The following is a 20,613-nucleotide window of genomic DNA, read 5'->3' on the forward strand; positions in this document are numbered from 1 at the left end:
CTTTGCACTGACACGAGTGAGGAGTGACCCATGGGACGAGGTCGCACCACCAGCCGCCGTACCGCCACCGGCCGCCGCGCCGACCCGCGCACCGCCACGCTGCGTACGACCGCCGCGGGGGCCGTCTCCGCGGCCCTGATCGCCGTCGGCGTCGTCGGCGTGGCCCCGGCCGCCCAGGCCGCCGCCTCCGTCCGCTTCGTCGACATCACCGGCGACGGCGGCACCGTCCTGAAGGCGAACGTCGTCACGCCCGCGGGCGCCGACGGCACGCGGCGCTACCCGCTCATCGTGCTCCCCACGAGCTGGTCGCTGCCCCAGGTCGAGTATCTGGCCCAGGCCCAGAAACTCGCCGACGCCGGCTACATCGTGCTCAGTTACAACGTGCGCGGGTTCTGGCAGTCCGGCGGGCAGATAGAAGTGGCCGGTCCGCCGGACGTGGCGGACGCGTCCAAGGTCATCGACTGGGCCCTGGCCAACACCACCGCCGATCCCGGACACATCGGCATCGCGGGGGTCTCGTACGGCGCCGGGATCAGCCTGCTGGCCGCCGCGCACGACAAGCGGATCAAGGCGGTCGGCGCGCTCAGCGGCTGGGCGGATCTGATCGACTCGATCTACTCGGGCCGTACCCAGCACGTCGAGGCGGCCGCCCTCCTGGACGGCTCGGCGACCCTCACCGGGCGCGAGAGCCCCGAAGTCCGGCAGGTCTTCGACGACTTCTACGCCTCGAACCTGGACCGGGAACAGGCCATGATCGCCTGGGGGGCGAAACGTTCCGTCGCGACCTATGTCGACCAGCTCAACGAGAACGGCGCGGCCGTCCTCATGGCCAACGCCTGGAGCGATTCCATCTTCCCGGCCAACCAGTACGCCGACTTCTACGGGAAGCTGACCGGCCCGAAGCGCCTGGAGCTGCGCCCCGGCGACCACGCCACGGCCGAGCTCACCGGCCTGCTGGGGGTGCCGAACGACGTGTGGACCGACACCGAGCGCTGGTTCGACCACTACCTCAAGGGCACGGACAACGGCATCGACCGCGAGCAGCCGGTCCAGCTCAAGTCCCGTACCGACGGCGGCTACGAGGGTTACCCGGACTGGAAGTCGGTGGGCGCCACCCGCAAGAAGATCACCCTCGCCGGCTCGACCACGATCCATGCGAACGTCGACTCGGGCGCGGACGGCGGGGTGGTCCTCCTCTCCGGCCTCCTCGACCAGATCGCCCAGCTGCCGCCGGTCGCCTCGATCCCGCTGCTCCCCCGCCGCTGGGCCGCCGTCTGGCAGTCCGAGCGGTACGGCAGCGCCCAGCGGGTGCGCGGCACGGCCCGGCTGCACACCACCCTCACCCCGACCAAGGAGAGCGGCACCCTCGTCGCCTACCTGTACGACGTGGGCCCGCTCGGCCTCGGCAAGCTGGTCACCAACGCGCCGTACACCTGGTACGACCGCACCCCCGGCCAGGCGTTCGACGTGGACCTGGACCTGTTCTCCACGGCCTACGACGTGCCGGCCGGGCACCGGCTGGCACTGGTGGTCGACACGGTGGACCCGCTCTACATCGAGCACAACCCGTCCGGCGCGCAGCTGACCTTCTCCTCGCCGGTGGACGACCCGTCGTACGTGTCCGTTCCGCTGCGCGAGCAGTGATCTCCGGCTGCCGCCGGCCGGGCCTGGCCCTGGCTGCCGCCCCCTACGGCAGCAGCGTCCCCGGTTCGGCCGGGGCCACCTCGACGGCCTCGGTCCTGGGACTGCGCTGCTCCCGTCTGGCCACCCAGCCGGCGAACCACGAGAGCAACACACACATCCCGATGTAGATCGGCGAGATCACCATCACCACGGGGATGAAGGGCAAATCGTAGTCGAGGTTGGATGCGATCAGTTTCCCGGCATGGAGGAACTCCTCGTAGGTGATGAGATAGCCGAGCGAGGTGTCCTTGAGGGCCACCACGAGCTGGCTGATGATGGCGGGCAGCATGGCCCGTACCGCCTGCGGCGCCAGGACGTACGCCATGACCTGGGTCTTGCGCATGCCGAGCGCGAACGCGGCCTCCCGCTGGCCGCGTTCGACGCTGTTCACACCGGAGCGGAACACCTCGGCGAGCACCGAGCCGTTGTAGAGGGTGAGTCCGGCGACCAGGGCGGGCAGCGGCCGGACCTTCAGCGCCACGAAGATGAAGAAGATCATCACCAGTACGGGCATGGCACGGAAGAACTCCACGACGACGGTGGCCGCCCAGCGCACCGGCCGGTGTTCCGAGAGCCGTCCGGTGGCCAGCAGGCCGCCCAGCGCGAGGGAGAGGACGGCGGCCGTCGCGAAGGCCGCGAGCGTGTTGCCGAGGCCCCGCAGCAGGAGTTCCTGAATCCCCTTGTACGCGAAGGGCATCCACTTCGTGTACGTGAACTGTCCGGTGTCGATGAGGAGATACAGGATCCAGGCGAGCAGGCCGAGGACGACGAGGGTCGACAGGACGCCGTACACCGCGTGCCGTCTTCTGGTGAGGGGACCCGGGACGTCGTAGAGCGCGCCGGCCCCGGTCATCGGGCGACCCCCCACTTCCGCTCCAGCAGGGTGAACAGGGCGCTGATGGCGAGGGTGATGACGAGGTAGCCTACGGCGATCCAGACGAACGTCCAGACGATGTCGTGGCCGAGCTCGCTCAAGGTCCGGTAGGTGCCGAGGAGTTCGGTGACGCTGAACGCGCCCGCGATCGCGGAGTTCTTGGCGAGCGCGATGAGGGTGGAGCCGACCGGCGGGATGACCGACCGGAACGCCTGGGGCAGGATCACCAGGCCGAGGGTCTGCCCGAAGGTCATGCCGAGGCTGCGGGCGGCCTCGCCCTGTCCCCTGGGCACGGTGTTGATGCCGGCGCGCAGCGCCTCGCAGATGAACGCCGAGGTGTAGCAGCCGAGCGCGAGGACCGCGAACGCCTGGAAGGGCAGTACGAGTCCGAACCGGGGCAGGCCGAGCAGCACCGCGAAGAACAGCAGGGTGAGCGGGGTGTTGCGCAGCACGGTGACCCAGGCCGTGCCGAGGAACCGCAGCGAGGCCACGGGGGCGACCCGGAAGGCCGCCATCAGGAAGCCCAGGACCAGGGCGAGGACCGAAGCGTAGACGGTCAGTTCGACGGTGCCGAGGAAACCCTCGGCATACGTGCGGAAGTTGTCGGTCAGTACGTTCATGCCGTCCTCGCTCAGCTCGCGGGATAGCGGTCGATCGGGGGCGGCTTCGGGGCGGGGACCCCGGACAGGCCGAGCGTCGCGTCGTAGGCCTTCTTCCAGTCGCCGTTCTTCTCACGGGCCTCCAATGCGTCGTCCATCGCGAAACGCAGGGCGGTGTCGTCGCGCGGGACGCCGATGCCGAACGGCTCCTGGGAGAACGGCTTGCCGACGACCTTGAGTTCGCCGGGGGCCTTCGCCGCGTAGCCGATGAGGATGGCGTCGTCGGTGGTGACGGCGGCGACCTGGTAGGTGAGCAGGTTGTCCACACACACGGAGTAGGTGTCGTAGGCGACCAGGACCGCCTTCGGGTAGTCGGCCCTGATCCGCTGGTACGGCGTCGAACCGGCGGCCGAGCAGACGCGTTTGCCGGCGAGGTCCTGGGGGCCGTGGATGTCGTTCTCGTCATGGCGCACCAGCAGGGACTGGCCGGCCAGGTAGTAGGGTCCGGCGAAGCCGACCAGCTTCCTGCGGTTGGCGTTGATGGTGTAGGTGCCGACGTAGTAGTCGATCTGGCCGTTCTGCAGGGCGGTCTCGCGGTTGGCGGAGGCGATGGTCCGGAAGCGGACGGTCTCCGGGGCGAGGCCCAGGGAGGCGGACATCATCCTGGCGATCTCGATGTCGAAGCCCGAGTAGACGCCGGTGGCCGGGTCCCGCTCGCCGAGGTAGGGCTGGTCCTCCTTGGCACCCACGACGAAGTAACCGCGCCGCTTCGCCCTGGTCCAGGCCCTGGAGGCGGGCAGCCGGACGTTCCGCGCCACCTGGTAGTGCGGAAGTGTGCCGGCCGCCGGGCCCTTCCTGGGCGGGCTGCCCTCCTTGCCGCAGCCGGCGGCTCCGGCGGTGGCGAGCAGTGCGGTGAGCAGGGCGCTCAGCAGGGCCGGGGCGGCGGGCAGCCGGGGGGTACGGCGCATGGGTCGCACTCCCCGCTCAGGGCTCGAGGATCTCGGAGTGGACGTCCCTGGCCCGCTCGCCGCGCGGGGCGGTGAGGAACTCCTCCGGGGCGCGGTCCACGCCGTCCCGGGCGAGCTGCCGCACGGCCGCCGGGACCTCGTCGGCCGCCTCCCCCTTGCCGACGGTGAGACCGGCGTCCGGCAGGACGTGGAGCTCGCCGTGGTACTTGTCGACGTCACGCAGCTCGATCAAACGATCGACGGCCATCCGCAGCCCTACCCACTCTCAGCTGTGTCGTGGTTGCCGCAAACTATCCAGCCGCGGAAGGACTTGAGGCACGACACGCACTTTTCGGGCATTAGCCGTATTTACACGGTCTTTATCGCCGGGGGTGGCGATGCGGTGATCGCTGCGGTGATCGCCGTTCGCACGGCCGCCGGTCAGGCCTCTGCGACCTCCGCGTAGAGCTGGGAGAGCTCGGGGACCCCGCTCTCGGCCCAGTCGTGGCCGGACTCGACGACCTCGAACTCCCGCCCGGACTCGAGGCGCACGACCGGCTCCCCGTCCGCACGGATCTCCCATTCCGCACCGGGCACGGTCCGGATCAGGACGGTGCCCAGATACAGGCCGGCGTCGGTGCCGAGCCAGGTCAGGGTCTCCTCGTCGTCCCGCCAGCGCGGGACCAACTGGTCGAGGGCCTCCAGCGAGGCCGGGGTGTCGTCGAGCGTGACACCCTCCTCGGCCGCCTGGGCGCGCAGCAGCTCGCACTCGGCGAGCAGATCGGGGTCGGCGATCACGGGCACGTCACCGGCGTGGTGGTGCCTGTTACCCAGGAAGGGGATGTTCATGGCCCCAGGTTGACACCTACACGTCCAGGTCCACCACCACCGGAGCGTGATCGGAGGCGCCCTTTCCCTTGCGCTCCTCGCGGTCGACGTAGGCGTCCTGCACGGCCTTGGCAAAGGGTTCGTTGCCGTACACCAGGTCGATGCGCATGCCGCGGTTCTTGGGGAAGGCGAGCTGGCGGTAGTCCCAGTAGGTGTACGGGTGGTCGTACTTCAGGGGGCGCGGGACCACGTCGGACAGGCCGGTCTCGCGCAGTGCGGTCAGGGCGGCCCGCTCGGCCGGTGTGACGTGGGTGAGGCCCTCGAAGGCGGCCGGGTCGAAGACGTCGTCGTCCGCCGGCGCCACGTTGTAGTCGCCGAGGACCGCGAAGGGGCGGCTGCCGCCCGCGTCGCCGGCCACGGCCGCCTTGAGGGCCTCGAACCACTGGAGCTTGTAGGCGTAGTGCGGGTGGTCCACCTCGCGGCCGTTGGGCACGTACACCGACCAGACGCGGACCGGACCGCAGGTCGCCGAGATCGCGCGGGGCTCCACGCTCCCGTCGTAGCCGGGGTCGCCGGGCAGGCCCTTGACGACGTCCGCCAGACCGACCCTGGACAGCACCGCCACGCCGTTCCACCGGCCGGTGGCGTGGACCGCCGCCTCGTAGCCCAGCTCGCGCAGTTGCTCGACCGGGAACTGCGCCTCGGCGACCTTGGCCTCCTGGAGGCAGAGCACGTCGGTGCCGCTGCTCTCCAGCCAGGCGAGGAGCCTCGGCAGGCGGGCGGTGATCGAGTTCACGTTCCAGGTCGCGATGCGCATGCCTGACAACCTACCGGGCCCCTCTGACAACGTGCCTCAGACGTCCGCCGACGCCCCCGGGGCCAGCCGCTGGTGGTCCGCGCCGCCCAGGGCGCCGATCTGGCGGTCGTAGATCGGGCGGGCCAGGTCGGTGAGCAGGGCGTCGTGGATGTCGTAGGCGCGCCGCGGCTTCACCTCGCGGACGTAGTCGATGACCTCGGAGATCTTGTTCCAGGGGGCCATCACGGGGAGCATCAGCGTCTCGACGGGGTGGTCGGGGACGGTGAGGGCGTCGCCGGGGTGGAAGACCTTGCCGCCGTCGATCAGGTAGCCGACGTTGGTGATGCGCGGGATGTCGGGGTGGATCACCGCGTGCAGTTCGCCGTGCACCTGGACGTCGAAGCCGGCGGCGGTGAACGTGTCGCCGTGGCCGACGGTGTGCACCCGGCCCGGGAAGGCCGCCGCGAGCTGGTCGGCGACGGACTCCAGGGTCCAGATCTCGGCGGCCGGGTCGGCGTCCAGCGCGGCTCGCAGCCGGCCCTCGTCGAAGTGGTCGGGGTGCTCGTGCGTGATCAGGATCGCGTCGGCGCCGACGGCCGCGTCCTCCTCGCTGAACCCGCCGGGGTCCAGGACGAGCGTGCGCCCGTCCTTCTCCAGGCGCACGCACGCGTGGGACTTCTTCGTGAGCTTCATGGTCACCATCCTGCCCCCGGGCGGCCCGTCAGTCCTCGGGAGTGGTCTCCTCACGGATGATCTGCTGGGCGACCCGGAAGGCGCTGTTCGCCGCCGGCACCCCGCAGTACACCGCCGCCTGGAGCAGGACCTCCTTGATCTCGCCCGGGGTGAGGCCGTTGCGCAGGGCCGCCCGGACATGGAAGCCCAGCTCCTCCAGGTGGCCGCCCGCGACCAGCGCGGTGAGCGTGACGCAGCTGCGCGAGCGCCGGTCGAGTCCGGGCCGGTCCCAGATCTCGCCCCACGCGTAGCGGGTGATGAACTCCTGGAAGTCCCCGGAGAACTCGTCGGCCTGGGCCAGCGCCCGGTCCACGTGCGCGTCGCCGAGCACCTCACGGCGGACCTTCAGTCCCGCGTCGTAGGGGTCGGGCCGCCCGAGCGGCTGCGGCACCGCGGCGGCCGGGGCGATCTCGGCGAGGGGCGTGACCTGCGGGGCGACCTGGGGTACGGCCTGCGGAGCGGCGGCCAGGACCGGCTTCGGCGGGGCGGCCGGGATGGCCATCTGGCCGGTGGTCGAGTCGTAGGCGGGCTGCCAGGCGGTGGAGAAGTGCCGCACCAGCAGGTCGGTGACGGCGGCCGGCTGCTCGACCGGGACCAGATGGGAGGCGCCGGGCACCACGGCGAGCCGGGCGTCCGGGATCCCGGCGACCAGGGTGCGGGCCTCGGCGGGGCCGGTGACCTGGTCGTCCGAGCCGACCAGGACGAGCGTGGGCACGCCGATCCGGGCGAGTTCATGGCGTACGTCGAAGCCCGCCAGGGCCTCGCAGGCGGCGATGTAGCAGCCGGGGTCGGTGGTGCGCACCATCTGGACGGCCCACTCGGTGATCGCGGGCTGCGCGGCGGCGAACCCGCCGGTGAACCAGCGCTCGGGCGAGGTCCGGGCGATCGGGTCGAGGCCGTTCGTCCGCACGATCACACCGCGCTGCCGGAACTCGTCCGCCGTCCCGAACCGGGGTGAGGCGGCGACCAGCGCGAGCGAGGCGATCCGCTCCGGGTGCCGCAGGGCCAGCTCGATGCCGACGGCACCGCCGAGCGCGCAGCCCGCGTAGCCGAAGCGCTGCACCCCGAAGGAGTCGAGCGTGGCCAGCAGCCGGGCTGTCAGTTCGGTGACGGAACCGGCCGGGTGGGCCGGGGAGCCGCCGTGGCCGGGGAGGTCGTAACGGAAGACCCGCCACTGCTGGGTCAACTCCGGGACCTGCCGGTCCCACATGTGCCAGGTGGTACCCAGGGAGGGACCCAGGATCAGGACAGGTGCGTCTTCTGGCCCGTCAAAGCGGTATTGCAGGGTGTTCGGTGGTGTCTCGCTCACCCGTCTGAGCCTCTCATGCGTCACGAAATCTCACATCGCCGGTCCGAACCTAACGGCTCTCGCTCCCGCGGCCCCGGCGGGTTCTTCGGAAAACCCTCTCAAATCTCGCCGACCAGCGGATTGAGTGCCAGACGGTGAACGAGTTCCGTCTTCTCCTGTCAAGGAACCGACCATTGTGGCGACTTCGCGAAGATTCCCGATATCCGGTTTCACATATCCCTGCTTTATGGCGTTCGCATTCCCGTGCCGCAAGATGGACCCAGCACAGGGCGGCGGACCGGGCACCCGGAACCGGGAAGCGACGCGGTCGCCGGCTGACAGGAGGGCAGTACGCTGAGCGGCCGGATCGACCCGCGCATCACCCGGACCACCCAGGCCTTCGAGCGGGCCATCGTGGAACTCGCCTCGGAGCGGCCGGTCTCCCAGATCAGCGTCGCCGAACTGGCCGACCGCGCCGGGGTCACCCGGGCCACCTTCTACAACCGCTACAGCACTCCGCTGGAGCTGCTCATCCAGGTCCTCGACGCCGACCTCGACCGTGGTCACCGGCTGGAGGACGAGCGGGCGCGACACGGGCACCCGGCCGGCGATCTGCTGCGGCTGACCACCGCGGAAGTGGGCAACCACGTCGAACGGTTCCGGGCGGTCTACCGGCTCTCCCTCGGCGATCCGGCGGCCAGCGGGGTCTACGAGGCGCTCGTGCGCCACTTCGCCGAGTACGCCCTGGCGTTCATGGCGCGCGCCGACCGCTCCGCGCTGCCCGACGCCGACCCGCAGGTGATCGCCCAGTTCATGGCGCACGGTTTCGCCGGTGCCATCAAGGCCTGGCTCGACGACCCCTCGGTCACCAAGGACGACATGGTCGACGCGGCCGTGGCCTGCGCTCCGGCGTGGTGGGCGCGCGGGTATCTGCCGCGTTCGTCCTGACCCGGGCTCGATACGCCCTTCCCCGGGTGCGTGGCCCGGCACGACGGCATCGGCACGAACACCTGGCGCCGGGGTCTCTAGAGGTCGTCCGTCGCCCCGAGGCCCGTCAGCGCGCCCACCGGGTCCAGGTCGGGGGTGCCTCTGGGCCACCAGTCGTCGTGGCCCGGTTCGGACTCGTAGGCGTACCACAGACCGTCGTGGCCCAGTCGGAGCTGGACATGGCCGCCGGGGTGGGTCAGGTGGTTGCGCCAGGGCCGGAAGGCCGGGAGGTCGGCGGCCAGGAGCAGGGGTCTGGCCCGGTCGAAACGGCCGGCCGGCGGATCCCAGGGTTCCTCCAGCACGGCCAACCCCTCCGGGCCGCCCTGCCGCCAGGCCGCGACCGCGCGGGCCAGGTCGCCCGGGGTGCGGCCGACGGCGTCCGCGAGCGAGGCGTAGAGGGCGCGGGTGGACGCGGTCAGGCCGGAGCCGGGGCGGGCCGCGGCGAGGCGTACCGCGTCCTGCCAGAGGCTCAGTTCGCCGACCGGGTCGCGTCCGGTGGCGAGCAGGGCGTGGGCGCGGGCGGCGGCGTCCGTGGCGAGCTGGTCCAGCGTGAAGGGGTCGGGTCCGCCGGGCACGCCCGGGTACACCGGGGGCTGCTCGGGGTGCGACGGTACCGGCAACGGGGCTGGCAACGGCGGTAGTTGTCGCGGCGCCAGGGCCTCGGTGGCGCGGACGCCTGGCAGGGACACCGGCTGCCGCTCGCGGGCCGCGCGGGCGGCGTTGCGCCGGGACAGGGCGTCGAGGACCTCGCGCTCGCCGCGGCCGCGCAGCAGTAGCAGCACGAACGGGTCGGCGTCCAGCAGCCGCGCGGTCTGGTAGCAGAGGGCGGCCGCGTGCTTGCAGGGGTGCCCGTAGTCCGGGCAGCTGCAACGGGGTTCGAGCTCGCCGGGCCCCGGCAACAAGGGCACCCCGCTCTCGGCGAGCGCCTGCGGAAGCTCCTTGTCGAGCAGCGCCGCGATGTCTCCGGGCCGGTCGGCGGCGGCCGTCAGGAACCGCTCCCACTCGTCCTCGCCGAAGGTGCGCAACCGCACCTGCACGCGATACGGCCGCGGCCGGCTCCCCTGTACATACGCCAGGACCAGTCCCGGCGTCACGGTGATGGCGTCCACGTGCCCACGCTCGGCATAACCCCGCCCCCGCACCAGCCGCTGCACGTCCAGCGCCCCGTCTTCCAACGCCCGCACCCAGGCGTTCCCCCACCAGGTACCGGCGAAGTCCGCCCCAGCGGCACCGGCGCGGGAGGGAAGCGAGGGAAAGGTCCGGCGAAGCTCGCTGTCGCGATGGGGGGTGGCCATGGTCCGGGGCAGGCGGGGGGCGTTGGAGGCGCCCTCCGGCTCCGGCCGACCGGCGGCCGAGACGGAACCGGTCGGATCCGGGGCACGGGAGGCCATGGCAGACGCAGAGGAGAAGGTCGGTTCGGGGATGCGGGGAGGGGCGGCGGACGCGGGGGCGTCGGACTGCGGTCGCTCGGCGGCGGCAGGCGCGGGGGCCGTCGGCTGCGGTCGCTCGGGGGCGGCAGGCGCGGGGATCGTCGGCTGCGGGCGGTCGGTGGGCGCGGCCGGAGTGAGCTTCGTCTGGGCGTGTTGCGATGTCGTGGGTCGCGCCCCGTCCTCGTCGAGGTGCGCCGTCGAGGTCGCCTGATCCGCCGGGGCGTCGGCCGGTGCCGGCTCGTTCGGGTCGGGTTCCTCTTTCGGCATCCTGAACGCGGTCGCCAGGAACTGCCTCAGGTCCTGGGCGGTGCGACCACGAACCGACTCCGCCGGGGCCGGCGACGGCAGCCGGCGTACCGCGCGAACCGACGCTCCTTCCGCGGCCTCCGCCGCTGCCGCCTCCGCGCGGGCCGCACGCAGCGCCTCGCGCGCCACGTCACCGGGGCGGGCGCCCGGTCGTACGGCAGCGGGTGCCGGCTCCCCGGCGTCCACCGGCCCGGGGTCGGGGACAGCGGCACCACCGCTCACGGCGGCCCGGCCCGCGTCGGCCTCGGCTTCGGCGTCCCGCCGCTCCGCCTCCTTCGAGGCCGCGGTCGCGGCCGCCCGCAGCGCCAGCCGCGCCGCCTCGGACGCCCTGGGTACCCGCCGCTCGGCGTCCGTACCCGGCGCGGCGGGGCCCCCGGGCCGCGCCCCGGCCGCGGCCGCCTCGTCTCCCCCGGTCTCCGCACCGCGTCCCCGCGCCGCCCGCAACGCCCGCCGTGCCGCGTCGCCCGGCCGCTGCTCGTCCTCGCTCATGACGTCCTCCGCAGCGACACCAGGTCCGACAGCTCGCGGTCCGACAGCTCGGTCAGCGCGGACTCGCCGGAGCCCAGGATCGCGTCGGCGAGGGCGCGCTTGGCCTCCAGCATCTCGGCGATGCGGTCCTCCACCGTGCCCTCGGTGACCAGGCGGTGCACCTGGACGGGCTGGGTCTGGCCGATGCGATAGGCGCGGTCGGTGGCCTGCTCCTCCACCGCCGGGTTCCACCAGCGGTCGAAGTGGACGACATGACCCGCGCGGGTGAGGTTGAGGCCGGTGCCCGCGGCCTTCAGCGACAGCACCAGGACCGGGGTCGCGCCGCTCTGGAAGCGGTCCACCATGCCCTCGCGCTCCGGTACCGGGGTGCCGCCGTGCAGGAGGTCGACCGGGACCGCGCGGGCCTGGAGGTGCGCGGTGATCATGCGGGCCATGCCGACGTACTGGGTGAAGACGAGCACCGAGCCGTCCTCGGCGAGGACCGTGTCCAACAGTTCGTCGAGCAGGGTGAGTTTGCCGGAGCGGGCGGCCAGTCCGTCGGCGCGCGTCTCCTCCTTGAGGTAGAGCGCCGGGTGGTCGCAGATCTGCTTCAGGGCGCCGAGGAGCTTGAGGACCAGGCCCCGGCGCGCGATGCCCTGCGCCGTCGTCTCGATGGCGAGCATCGACTCGCGGACCACCGCCTCGTACAGCGCGGCCTGTTCGCGGGTGAGGGGGACAGGGTGGTCGGTCTCGGTCTTGGGCGGCAGCTCGGGGACGATGCCCGGGTCGGACTTCTTGCGGCGCAGCAGGAAGGGGCGGACCAGGCGGGCGAGCCGGGCCACCGCCTCCTGGTCCTCGCCGTTCTCGACGGCGCGCGCGTGCCGGGCGCGGAAGGACTTCAGCGGGCCGAGGAGTCCGGGGGTGGTCCAGTCGAGCAGGGCCCAGAGTTCGGAGAGGTTGTTCTCCACGGGGGTGCCGGTGAGGGCCACGCGCGCGGGGGTCGGGATGGTGCGCAGCGCCTTGGCGGTGGCCGAGTAGGGGTTCTTGACGTGCTGTGCCTCGTCGGCGACGACCATGCCCCAGGGCTGGTCGGCGAGCCTGGCCGCGGCGGCCCGCATGGTGCCGTAGGTGGTGAGGACGAAGCCGCCGTCGAGGCCGTCCAGAGTGCGGTCGGGACCGTGGAAGCGGCGGACGGGGACGCCGGGCGCGAACCGGCCGATCTCCCGCTGCCAGTTGCCGAGCAGCGAGGCGGGGCAGACCACCAGGGTCGGTTCGGTGCGGGCCCGCCTGAGGTGCAGGGCGATGACCGTGATCGTCTTGCCGAGGCCCATGTCGTCGGCGAGGCAGCCGCCGAGGCCGAGGGAGGTCATGAGGTCGAGCCAGGCCAGGCCCCGCAGCTGGTAGTCGCGCAGGGTGGCCCGCAGGGCGGCGGGCGGCTCGGCGGGCTGGACGCCGGCCGTGAGGCGGTCGCGCAGGGCCGCGAGGAGGCCGACCGGGACCGCCGGTACGGTCTCGCCGTCCACCTCGGCCTCGCCGGTGAGTGCCACGGAGAGCGCGTCGACCGGGTCGAGCAGGCCCAGTTCGCGCTTGCGGGCCTTGCGGACCAGGGCCGGATCGACGAGCACCCAGCGGTCCCGCAGCCGTACGACCGGACGGTGGGCCTCGGCCAGCGCGTCCATCTCGGCGTCGCTGAGGGGGTCCCCGCCGAGCGCCAGCTGCCAGCGGAACTGCAGCAGATCCTCGCCCTCGAAGAAGCCCGTGCTGTCGGTCGCCGAGCCGGGCGCGGAGCGGATCACGGCGGCCGCGGTGAGGTCCTGGGCCAGGTCCCGGGGCCAGTGCACGGCGACCCCGGCCGCCGCGAGCCGGGTCGCGGCCACCCCGAGCAGATCGCCCAACTCCTCCTCGGAGAGAGCGAGCACGTCCGGCACGTCCTGTTCGGCCAGCCGGTCCAGCGGTGGCCACACCCGCGCGGCCCGGCGTACGGCCAGCGCCGCGTCCACACGCGCGCGGGGACCGAAGGCGGCGTCGGACCGCCCCGCCCACAGTGCCGTCGCGTCGGTCATCAGGGTGGGGTCGGCCAGGCTGTGCACCTGGACGATCGCCGCTCCCGCGCGGTGCGCTCCCTCGCCGTCGTCGAAGAGGTCGTAGGCCGACAGGTCGAGGCGGAGCGAGATGCGCACGCCCGCGTCCATGCCGGCGGCGACCTCCGCGGCCCACTCCTGGGCGTCGGGCAGCCGCTGGGCCTCGCGGGCGGCGAACGGCCTGCCCGAGGTGTGCGGCGCGGCCGGGGTGCGGGGCAGGGTGTCGGCGACCGCGTCCAGGAAGGAGCGGATCAGCGCCTCCGGCTGAGGCAGCAGGAGCGGGCCGGGGCCGGGCAGCGGGACGGCGTGGCCCTCGGCGGGCAGTGCGGCGGCCACCGCACGCAGGTGGGCGATGTCGGCGGGCTCCAGGGGCCCGGCGCGCCAGGCGTCGTGTCCGGCCGGGGTGAGGCCCGGCAGCAGGCGGCCCCGGGCGGCGAGCCGCAGCGCGTGCTGGGCGGCGGCGCCCCAGCAGGCGGTGGCGGGGTGTGCGGCCGGGTCACGGCGGGCCCGCACGAGCAGGGGGAGGGCCTCGCCGAGCGGCAGGGTCAGCGCGGGCACCTGCCGGCGGCGGACACCGGCGCCGTGCCGTCGTACGACCGTCAGGTCCTCGGTCGCGGCGGCGGGCAGCGGGGCGCCGTCCGGGTCCCAGAAGGCGATGCGGCCCTGGCGCGGGAGGTCGGCGGGCAGATAGACCGCCGCCAGGCGCAGCGGGACGCCGTCGGGGGTCTCGGTCACCGTGCCGCTCATACGTTCTGCCACCTCCCGCCCACATGTCGGATCAGACGTCTTCGACTGTACGGGCGGGGTCTGACAATCGGCCCCGGCGGCCGGCCGGGGGCCGTGGTCACGGAACGGTGCGGGAGACGACGTAGATCATCGGGTAGTTCGGGTCGGCCGTGTTCACGACCACGTCCTGGGTGGGCGACGGGTTCTTCTGCTTGTGCGTCAGGCCCGACCAGGGGCCGGGACCGGTGAACTTCCAGCCGGTGATCTTCTGGTCGCGGGAGCTGATGCTGATGTCGTCCTTCTTGAGCGCGTCCCGGTTGACGCCCATGCCCTCCAGGAAACTGTCCAGGCCCGCGCTGTTGGTCCGGAACTGGACGTAGAGACGGCTGGTCTTCCAGTTGTTCGTCTCGTAGTAGGCGATCCTGTCGGCCGGGTGCGGGACGGGCACCTGGTAGAGCCGCCGCTGCACCTTGGACGGCCAGCCCTCGGTGAGGCCGGTCGCAGAGTACTTGGACTCCTTGTCCTTGCCGCTGTTGCGGCTCTGGTTGGCGGAGATCACCAGGTAGCCGGCCGGTACGCCGATGAGCAGCACGATGATCAGCAGCGTGAGCGTCCGGCGGCGGGCCTTGTGCCCGGGGGTCTCGGGCGGGCGCTTCGGTTCCTCCGGGGACGCGGCCTGGCGGGGCAGCGAAGCGGTCATGCGGTGTCCCGGGTGCGGCGGGCCTCCGCGAACCGCTCGTAGCGCTCGTACCGCTCGACCCGGCGCCGCTTGGCACGCCGGAAGCGGCGGGCGACCAGGCGGGCGAGGTCGGCGGCGCCGACCATGCCGGCCTCGGGGCCCAGCTGGGCGCGGGCGATCCGGGCCTCGGGGCGGTAGCCGCGGCCGGTGAGCTGGCGCTTGAACGCGTCCCGCGCGGGGCCGATCAGCAGGTCGTCGGCGGCGCTCACGCCACCGCCGATGACGAAGCAGGACGGGTCGAGGGCGGCGGCGAGGTTGGCGATGCCGACACCGAGCCACTGGCCGATGTCCTGGAGCAGCTCGATGCACATCGCGTCGCCCTCGCGGGCCAGCTCGGTGATCATCGGGCCGGTGATCTCGTTGATGTTGCCCTTGACGTGCTCGATGATCCCGTAGGCCACCGGGGAGTCGGCCACGGCCAGCTCCTTGGCCTCGCGGACCAGCGCGTTGCCGGAGCTGTACTGCTCCCAGCAGCCGCGGTTGCCGCACGGGCAGCGGTGGCCGCCGGGCACGACCTGCATGTGGCCGAACTCGCCGGCGACGCCGTACTTGCCGCGCTTGACCTGGCCGTCCTCCAGGATCGCGCCGCCGATGCCGGTGCCGAGCGTGATCATGACCAGGTGGTCCTCGCCGCGGCCGGCGCCGAACCGCCACTCCGCCCAGGCGGCGGTGTTGGCGTCGTTGTCGACGAGGACGGGGACCGAGAGCCGGCCGGAGAGGCGGTCGCGCAGCGGTTCGTTGCGCCAGGACAGGTGCGGGGCGAAGAGCACGCGGTTGCGGTCGGCGTCGACCCAGCCGGCGGCGCCGATGCCGACGGCGTGCACGTCGTGCCGGTCGGACAGGTCCAGGACCAGCTCGACGATCGTGTCCTCGACGACCTTCGGGCTCTTGGACTTGTCCGGGGTCTCCGCGCGGAGCTTCTCCAGGATGTTGCCGTCGGCGTCCACGACGCCCGCCATGACCTTGGTGCCGCCGATGTCGATGCCGACGGTGGGGACACGGGGCGCCGTCAGGTGGGACCGGCGCTCCCGTGTGCCCACCGTTCGCAGGACGGGGGCTCGGCGGGAGCCTATGGGGGCCGTGAGGTCGCGGTAGGTGCTCATCGGGCTTGATTCTGCCGTACGCGTGCGGGTAGCGCCGTTCGGGGGAGATAAGCGCCGTTGCCGGGTGCGGCTCCGTAGTGGCTAGTCGCGCGGTTCCCCGCGCCCCTGGCCCCGCCGCAGTTCGTGGCGTAGCGAATCCAGGTCGCTTCCGCCTGCCATCTGCTGGGTCAGCTCGTCCAGGGTGACCGAGTCACGGTCGTAGCTCCCCACCATCGTGCCCCTCCTCAACAGCACGAACCTGTCCCCCACCAGGTACGCGTGATGCGGGTTGTGGGTGATCAACACAACACCCAGGCCCTGGTCGCGTGCCGCCGCCACGTATTTCAGGACCACACCTGACTGCTTCACTCCCAGTGCCGCCGTCGGCTCGTCCAGGATCAGGACCTTCGCGCCGAAGTAGACGGCCCGCGCGATCGCCACGCACTGGCGTTCGCCGCCCGACAGGGTGCCGATGGGCTGGTCGACGTCCCGCAGGTCGATGCCCATGCGGAGGAGCTCGGCGCGGGTGGTGCGGCGCATGAAGTCGACGTCCAGGCGTTTGAGCACCCGGCCCTTGCGGGGTTCCGAGCCGAGGAAGAAGTTGCGCCACACCGGCATCAGCGGCACGACCGCCAGGTCCTGGTACACCGTGGCGATGCCTCGGTCCAGGGCCTCGCGCGGGGAGGTCAGCGTCGTCTCCTCGCCCTCGACGACGAGCGTGCCGCCGTCGTGCCGGTGCAGACCCGCGATGATCTTGATCAGGGTGGACTTGCCGGCCCCGTTGTCGCCGAGGACGCAGGTGATCTCGCCCGCGTGGACCTCCAGGGAGACCCCCTCCAGGGCGCGGACGGTGCCGTAGTGCTTGCTGACGTCGGCCAGCCGGACGAGGGTCATGCGGTGGCCTCCGCGCGCTTGCGGACCCAGGTGTTGAGCAGGGTCGCGAGGAGCAGCATCGCTCCGAGGAAGAACTTGAACCAGTCGGGGTTCCACTCGGCGAAGACGATGCCCTTGCTGGTCATGCCGAAGAGGAGCGCCCCGACCGCCGAGCCGACCGCGCTGCCGTAGCCGCCGGTGATCAGGCAGCCGCCGATGACGGCAGCGATGATGTAGATCAGCTCGTTGCCGACGCCCTCGCCGGACTGGACGGCGTCGTAGGAGAAGAGCAGGTGCTGGCCGGAGATCCAGGCGCCGAGCGCCACGCCCATGTAGAGGGCGATCTTGGTCCGGGTGACGGGGACGCCGACCGCGCGGGCCGCGTCCTGGTTGCCGCCGACCGCGAAGATCCAGTTGCCGGCGCGGGTGCGCAGCAGGATCCAGGAGGCGATCGCGACCAGGGCGAGCCACCAGATGATCGTGATCTTGAAGTCGACGCCGCCGACGGTGAGTGTGGAGGCGAAGACCGCGTGCGCGGACGGGAAGCCCTCCATGTCGGCGATCGTCTTGGTGGAGACCGTGCCGTCGATCAGTTTGGTGAAGCCGAGGTTCATGCCGGTGAGCATCAGGAAGGTGCCCAGGGTGACGATGAAGCTGGGCAGCTTGGTGCGGGTGAGCACGAAGCCGTTGAAGGCGCCGATGGCGAGGGTCACGAGCAGCGAGACCCCTGCGCCGACCCAGGTGTTCGCCGTCATCTGGTAGCTGAACATCGAGGAGATCAGCGCGGCGGACGTCACCAGGACGCCCGCGGAGAGGTCGAACTCGCCGCCGATCATCAGCAGCGCCACCGGTACGGCCATGATGCCGATCGTCGAGGAGGCGTAGAGCACCGTGCTGATGCTGGACGCGCGCACGAAGCCGTCGGCGGCCACGGCGAAGAAGAGGAAGACGGCGAGCGCGCCGACGACCGAGCCCAGCTCCGGACGGGAGAGGAGTCTGCGCAGCGGAGAGGTCTGCAGAATCCTTTCATCAAGTGAGTCTTCCAAGGTGGCGCTCATCGGGTGCCCCGCTCGGTGTACTTCGCCAGCGCGGCCGCCTGGTCCTTGGTGATGATCTGCGGGCCGGTGAGCACCGGCTGCCCGCCGCCGAGGACGTCGCCGTTGTACTTGTAGAGCCACAGCAGGTCGACCGCCTGGTAGCCCTGGAGGTACGGCTGCTGGTCCACGGCGAAGCCGAGGGTGCCGTCCTTCAGCTCGGCGGCGACCTTGGCGTTGAGGTCGAAGGTGTCGACCTCGGCCGTGCTGCCCGCGTCCGTCTTCGCCTTCACGGCGGTGTCGGCGTACGGCGCCCCGAGCGTGACGACGGCGTCGATCGAGCGGTCGGCCTGGAGCTTCGCCTCGATCGAGGACTGCACGTCGGGCATGTTGGTGCCGTTGACGTAGAGGTTCTCGACCTCGCCGTCGAAGTTCTCGGCGACGCCCGCGCAGCGCTGCTCGTGGCCGACGTTGCCCTGCTCGTGCAGGACGCACAGGGCCTTCTTCCTGCCGCGCCTGTCCAGCTCGTCGCCGACCGCCCGACCCGCGATGGTCTCGTCCTGACCGATGTGCGCGAGGGCGCCGAAGGCCTTGGACTCCTCGGAACCGGAGTTCACGGTGATCACCGGGATGCCGGCCTTCTCGGCGCGGGCCACGGCCGCCTTGAGGGCGTCCGGCTTGGCGAGGGTGACGATGATCCCGTCGACCTTCTTGTCGACCGCCGCGTCCACGAGCTGCGCCTGCTGCTGGGCCTCGTCGTCGTGCGAGTACAGGAAGTTGATGTTGTCCTTGCGGGCGGCCTGCTTCGCACCGCTCTGCACGATGTCCCAGAAGGTGTCGCCGTCCCCCGAGTGAGTGATCATCGCGAAGGTCCAGCGGGGGGTGTTCACCGCCGCCCTCCCCTGGGCCGCCGCGGCGTTCCGGGCGTCCTCCGCCCGCTTGCCGCCGGTACTGCTGCACCCGGTGAGGGTGACGCCGAGCGCCCCCGCCACCGCGATGCCCACCCAGGTCCGAATCCGTGCCACGAGGCCGTGCCCTTCTTGCCGTGCTCATACGTGCGAGAGGGGCGGGCGAAGCTCACCGTGGGTGACCACCGACGGCGACCTCGCCTGCCCCAAAAGCCTCAGTATCGAACATGGGGTACACCCCTGACGGCGGCGGGCGGCACTCTGTGCTCACATTGTCCGGACATTGCGACTAACGGAACGTCGGAAACCGGGCCACGCTCAGGACCGTACGAGCAGCTGGAACTCGAAGGAGTAGCGGGTCGGCCGGTAGATGTGGTCGCCGAACTCCACGGCACGGCCGGTGTCGTCGTACGTGGTGCGCCGCATGGTGAGCAGCGGGGCGCCCTCCGGCTCGGCGAGCCGCTCGGCCTCGGCGGCCGTGGCGCCCCGCGCGCCGATGGACTGGCGGGCGCTGTGCAGGGTGATCCCGGCGGCCCGCATCAGGCGGTAGAGGCCGGTCGCCTCCAGTTGCCCGGTGTCCAGGTCGAGCAGGCCGGGCGGCAGGTAGTTGGTCAGGTACGCCATCGGCTCGCCATGCGCCAGCCGCAGCCGCTCGATGCGGTGCACCTCGGTGTCCTCGGCCACCGCGAGCGCGGCGGCGATCTCGGCGGACGCCGGGACGACGGTGTTGACCAGTACCTTCGTCGCGGGGCGCTGGCCGGCCGACTCCAGGTCGTCGTAGAGGCTGCTGAGCTCCAGGGGGCGTTTGACCTGGCTGTGCACGACCTGGGTGCCGACACCCCGGCGACGGACAAGCAGACCCTTGTCGACCAGGGACTGGATGGCCTGACGCACGGTCGGGCGGGACAGGCCGAGCCGTGCGGCGAGCTCGATCTCGTTGCCCAGCAGGCTGCCGGGGGTGAGCGAGCCGTGCTCGATGGCCGCCTCCAGCTGCTGCGCGAGCTGGAAGTACAACGGCACCGGCGAGCTCCGGTCCACCCTCAGGTCGAGCGGCACGGTCGGGTCCACATCTGGTTTCGGCACGGGCCCGAGCGTATCCCCGTGACGGGTTGACGGGAAGTTGTGTAGTTCGATTGTCCGGACATACGCATTGACAGCGTACGGGGTGCACCCGCACCTTGTTCCCATGCGCATCGGGGTCATCGGGACGGGCCGCATCGGAACCATTCATGCGAACACGCTCAGCCGTAATCGTGAGGTCGGGTCACTGATCCTGACGGACGTGGATCCGGCGCGGGCCCAGGATCTGGCACACCGCCTCGGGGAGACGGCGGCACCCGGGACGGACGAGATCTTCAAGTGGGGCGTGGACGCCGTGGTGATCACCACCGCGACCTCGGCGCACGCCGACCTGATCGGCCGGGCCGCGCGCTCCGGGATCCCGGTCTTCTGCGAGAAGCCGATCGCCCTCGACCTGCCGGGCACGTTGCACGCCCTGGCCGAGGTGGAGAAGGCCGGGACGGTCCTGCAGATGGGCTTCCAGCGGCGCTTCGACAAGGGGTACGCGGGTGCCCGCGAGGCCGTGCGCTCGGGCCGGCTCGGTCGCCTGCACACCGTGCGGGCGCTGACCTCCGACCAGTCGCCGCCCCCGCCGGAGTGGCTGCCGCTGTCCGGCGGGCTGTTCCGGGACACCCTGATCCACGACTTCGACGTGCTGCGCTGGGTGACCGGCCGCGAGGTCGTCGACGTGTACGCGACCGGCTCGGACGCCGGGCCCGCCATGTTCCGCGAGGCCGGTGACGTGGACACCGGCGCGGCCCTGCTCACCCTGGACGACGGCATGCTGGCCACCGCCACCGCGACCCGGCTGAACGGCGCCGGGTACGACGTGCGGATGGAGCTGGCCGGGGAGCGGGACACCGTCGTGGTCGGCCTGGACGACCGTACGCCGGTGGCCTCCACCGAGCCGACCGGGCCGCCGCCCGCGGACAAGCCGTGGCCCGGCTTCCTGGAGCGGTTCGGCCCCGCCTACGAGGCCGAGTTGTGTGCCTTCGTCGAGGTGGTGCGCGGCGGGCTCGCCAACCCCTGCGACGGGCGCGAGGCGCTCCAGGCGCTGCGGATCGCGGAGGCCTGCGAGGTCTCCCGGCACGAGCGGAGGCCGGTGGCCCTCGCCGAGATCCCGGACCGGCTGGGCTGACCGCGGCTGCCGCCGGCCGGCAGCCCACCGGCTGC

At 72.1% G+C, this 20,613-nt stretch carries 19 protein-coding genes; 3 read left to right on the forward strand and 16 right to left on the reverse strand.

The genetic code is table 11. The annotated features are described in order from the left end of the window. Positions 1-30 precede the first annotated feature (30 nt). Positions 31-1,644 carry an alpha/beta fold hydrolase gene (locus ACWDGI_RS35650; protein WP_450766275.1) on the forward strand — a complete coding sequence of 538 codons (1,614 nt, stop codon included), beginning with the start codon at positions 31-33 and terminating at the stop codon, positions 1,642-1,644. 43 nt (positions 1,645-1,687) lie between these two features. Here ACWDGI_RS35650 and ACWDGI_RS35655 read toward each other — a convergent pair whose 3' ends face one another. The 8 genes from ACWDGI_RS35655 to pcaDC all read right to left on the reverse strand — a co-directional run bounded on the left by ACWDGI_RS35655 (position 1,688) and on the right by pcaDC (position 7,768). Further along, positions 1,688-2,536: an amino acid ABC transporter permease gene (locus ACWDGI_RS35655; protein ID WP_450766277.1), complete on the reverse strand. Its 849-nt coding sequence runs from the start codon at positions 2,534-2,536 to the stop codon at positions 1,688-1,690. Beyond that, positions 2,533-3,177 carry an amino acid ABC transporter permease gene (locus ACWDGI_RS35660; protein ID WP_450766279.1) on the reverse strand — a complete coding sequence of 215 codons (645 nt, stop codon included), beginning with the start codon at positions 3,175-3,177 and terminating at the stop codon, positions 2,533-2,535. The genes ACWDGI_RS35655 and ACWDGI_RS35660 overlap by 4 nt, the downstream gene beginning before the upstream one ends. A gap of 11 nt (positions 3,178-3,188) precedes the next feature. Continuing rightward, positions 3,189-4,124 (reverse strand): glutamate ABC transporter substrate-binding protein, encoded by a 936-nt coding sequence (locus tag ACWDGI_RS35665; RefSeq protein WP_450766281.1) that lies wholly within the window; start codon positions 4,122-4,124, stop codon positions 3,189-3,191. A gap of 16 nt (positions 4,125-4,140) precedes the next feature. Beyond that, entirely contained in the window at positions 4,141-4,371 is a 231-nt protein-coding gene (locus ACWDGI_RS35670) for a hypothetical protein (RefSeq protein ID WP_450766283.1), read from the reverse strand. A 173-nt stretch (positions 4,372-4,544) separates the two neighbouring features. Further along, positions 4,545-4,952 carry a DUF6278 family protein gene (locus tag ACWDGI_RS35675; RefSeq protein WP_450766285.1) on the reverse strand — a complete coding sequence of 136 codons (408 nt, stop codon included), beginning with the start codon at positions 4,950-4,952 and terminating at the stop codon, positions 4,545-4,547. A gap of 16 nt (positions 4,953-4,968) precedes the next feature. Further along, positions 4,969-5,748, reverse strand: a complete 780-nt coding sequence (locus ACWDGI_RS35680) for an exodeoxyribonuclease III (RefSeq protein WP_450766287.1) — start codon at positions 5,746-5,748, stop codon at positions 4,969-4,971. Between the two features lie 36 nt (positions 5,749-5,784). Beyond that, on the reverse strand, positions 5,785-6,420 hold the full coding sequence (locus tag ACWDGI_RS35685) for an MBL fold metallo-hydrolase (protein WP_450766289.1): 636 nt from the start codon (positions 6,418-6,420) through the stop codon (positions 5,785-5,787). A gap of 28 nt (positions 6,421-6,448) precedes the next feature. Further along, positions 6,449-7,768 (reverse strand): bifunctional 3-oxoadipate enol-lactonase/4-carboxymuconolactone decarboxylase PcaDC, encoded by a 1,320-nt coding sequence (gene pcaDC, locus ACWDGI_RS35690; protein ID WP_450766291.1) that lies wholly within the window; start codon positions 7,766-7,768, stop codon positions 6,449-6,451. A 393-nt stretch (positions 7,769-8,161) separates the two neighbouring features. Here pcaDC and ACWDGI_RS35695 point away from each other — a divergent pair, with 393 nt between their 5' ends. After that, complete coding sequence (locus tag ACWDGI_RS35695) at positions 8,162-8,695, forward strand: TetR/AcrR family transcriptional regulator (protein WP_450766293.1); 534 nt, start codon at positions 8,162-8,164, stop codon at positions 8,693-8,695. 77 nt (positions 8,696-8,772) lie between these two features. Here ACWDGI_RS35695 and ACWDGI_RS35700 read toward each other — a convergent pair whose 3' ends face one another. The 8 genes from ACWDGI_RS35700 to ACWDGI_RS35735 all read right to left on the reverse strand — a co-directional run bounded on the left by ACWDGI_RS35700 (position 8,773) and on the right by ACWDGI_RS35735 (position 19,437). Further along, positions 8,773-10,959 (reverse strand): SWIM zinc finger family protein, encoded by a 2,187-nt coding sequence (locus ACWDGI_RS35700; protein ID WP_450766295.1) that lies wholly within the window; start codon positions 10,957-10,959, stop codon positions 8,773-8,775. Further along, positions 10,956-13,766: an SNF2-related protein gene (locus ACWDGI_RS35705; RefSeq protein WP_450766297.1), complete on the reverse strand. Its 2,811-nt coding sequence runs from the start codon at positions 13,764-13,766 to the stop codon at positions 10,956-10,958. Before ACWDGI_RS35705 ends, ACWDGI_RS35700 begins: the two co-directional genes overlap by 4 nt. Positions 13,767-13,863: 97 nt before the next feature. Further along, on the reverse strand, positions 13,864-14,445 hold the full coding sequence (locus ACWDGI_RS35710) for a sugar kinase (protein WP_450766299.1): 582 nt from the start codon (positions 14,443-14,445) through the stop codon (positions 13,864-13,866). Continuing rightward, positions 14,442-15,587 (reverse strand): ROK family glucokinase, encoded by a 1,146-nt coding sequence (locus ACWDGI_RS35715; RefSeq protein ID WP_450766301.1) that lies wholly within the window; start codon positions 15,585-15,587, stop codon positions 14,442-14,444. The genes ACWDGI_RS35710 and ACWDGI_RS35715 overlap by 4 nt, the downstream gene beginning before the upstream one ends. An 81-nt stretch (positions 15,588-15,668) precedes the next feature. Further along, positions 15,669-16,460 carry an ATP-binding cassette domain-containing protein gene (locus ACWDGI_RS35720; protein ID WP_450766303.1) on the reverse strand — a complete coding sequence of 264 codons (792 nt, stop codon included), beginning with the start codon at positions 16,458-16,460 and terminating at the stop codon, positions 15,669-15,671. Beyond that, positions 16,457-17,497, reverse strand: a complete 1,041-nt coding sequence (locus ACWDGI_RS35725) for an ABC transporter permease (protein ID WP_450766305.1) — start codon at positions 17,495-17,497, stop codon at positions 16,457-16,459. Before ACWDGI_RS35725 ends, ACWDGI_RS35720 begins: the two co-directional genes overlap by 4 nt. Further along, entirely contained in the window at positions 17,494-18,498 is a 1,005-nt protein-coding gene (locus ACWDGI_RS35730) for a sugar ABC transporter substrate-binding protein (protein ID WP_450766307.1), read from the reverse strand. The genes ACWDGI_RS35725 and ACWDGI_RS35730 overlap by 4 nt, the downstream gene beginning before the upstream one ends. A 201-nt stretch (positions 18,499-18,699) precedes the next feature. Beyond that, a complete protein-coding gene (locus ACWDGI_RS35735; RefSeq protein ID WP_450766463.1) occupies positions 18,700-19,437 on the reverse strand; it encodes a GntR family transcriptional regulator in 738 nt (245 codons plus the stop codon). A 130-nt stretch (positions 19,438-19,567) separates the two neighbouring features. Between ACWDGI_RS35735 and ACWDGI_RS35740 the strand changes: the two genes are divergently transcribed. After that, a complete protein-coding gene (locus ACWDGI_RS35740) occupies positions 19,568-20,578 on the forward strand; it encodes a Gfo/Idh/MocA family protein (protein WP_450766309.1) in 1,011 nt (336 codons plus the stop codon). Positions 20,579-20,613: the final 35 nt, after the last annotated feature.

The sequence above is a fragment of the Streptomyces sp. NPDC001220 genome (assembly GCF_053597895.1).